Below are 1,687 nucleotides of genomic sequence, written 5' to 3'. Positions count from 1 at the left end.
ATACGGAACCGGTGGTCATTCCCATGCCTGCTCTGGTGCAACGCACAGCGGTCAGGATCACGATGCCAAGGGTGTTGCTTACACCAAGAGCGGTTGCGATAAATTGCAGATGTCCTGGGCGCAGGTGGTGCAGAGAATCGACGGTCTGATACGAAAGGGACGCTACCTCAGCCCGGAGGAAGAAGCGGAACGACAGGCTATCGAAGAAGCTAAAACTGATCCGTTGGAAGATGTTTATGACCGTTTCGCAGTGATTGATACCGAGGATGGCGAGTATGCGATCTGGGATAATCAGACCGATGACTACTATGTAGACCCGGAAGGCGTTACGGAATACTTCACGGACGAATGGCTTGCCAATGACTATTTGGAGGAAGTTCGTCAGTCCGTAGCTGCGATGGAGTCGGTTCAGCCAGAAGCGCCTGTGGCAGAGCCTGCCGAAGTTGTGGAAGCATCTGCTTCCGAGGAACCGAAATGGAATTATCAGGTCGGTGACACGGTATATCTGGACGATACAGCTTTCCGTGTGGAGCAGATCACGGACAGAGAAGTTCAGCTGCGTGACCCTACGCTTGCTTATCCCATCTTCCGTGCCGAGAATCGTGAGAATTTCGAGCGTATGCTCTCTCAGGACGAAAGAAACCATGCGGTAAGGGTTGATGCCCAAACCGAAGAAAAGCCCGTTACAGAGGATTTTCTGGGCAAAACCGAACCGAGGGACTACACCCCTGAGTATCAGCTGTTAGACCGTCTGCGTATGGACTGCGAATACTTCCTTGGTGCAGGACAGCACAGCGAAAAGCATCTGTGGGCAGGCAACCGCCATGCACAGATTGCCAAGATGCGTGAGCTGTATGAAATGATTCCCGACAAACCAGAATGGCTGACACCTGAGATGATTAACAGCTACGAGGAGCGCATGGCTCCCCGCTATCTGGTTGCCGCCTACCATCACTTTGAAAACGGCTTCGATGATAAACTGGACTACTACACTCTGGAAGAAGCGGAAAAAGCTGCCCAGGGCTATGTGGACGGAACCATGGAGGATGACGGATTCAAGTACGATGGTGCTGCCGTTTACGATCAGCAGGAGCATAAGTGCATCCGTATCTATGGGGACTACCCTGACGAAAAGGCACACGCACAGGTCAGAGCCAGTGCGGAACCCGAACAGCAGGAACCGGAACACTTCATCGATCATTTTTATGTTGCCGAGGACATTCAGAAGCGGGGTGCGCTGGACATCAAGGAATACAGTTCCTTTGATGATGCCCTGCGAGCCTACTATGCACTTCCTGACACGCAGAGAAAAGCCCTGGGTGCAATGAATACCAGAGATCTGCCGGGTAGTCTGGACTTCGTACAGTGCGTAGATGGAAAGGACACCATCATTCAGGATTATGCCCAGGTGGACGGATGGCAGAATGCCGAAGTCATGGACATTATCGCTCAGCTTGAGCAGTCCATCACCACCAGAGAAATCCCACCTGTTCCTGCGGTGAACTTCCACATCACGGATGACAACATCGGTGAAGGTGGACCGAAGCAGAAATTCGCAAGAAACATCGCAGCCATTGAAACTCTGTTCAAACTGGAAAGCGAGAACAGGAACGCCACTACCGAAGAACAGGAGATTTTGTCGAATTATGTCGGTTGGGGCGGTCTGGCAGATGCCTTTGACCCGGAC

The 1,687-nt window shown here is 52.2% G+C and carries 1 protein-coding gene; it reads left to right on the top strand.

From position 1 onward, the window contains the following. On the top strand, positions 1–1,687 hold a 1,687-nt coding region (locus ACTNES_RS20720; protein ID WP_441040560.1), incomplete at both ends, for an LPD11 domain-containing protein.

It is taken from the genome of Blautia sp. HCP3S3_D9, from assembly GCF_052063845.1.
GTDB lineage: Bacteria > Bacillota > Clostridia > Lachnospirales > Lachnospiraceae > Blautia_A.
The sequence above is the reverse complement of the archived record's forward strand: the minus strand, read 5'-3'. Positions and strand labels throughout refer to the sequence as shown.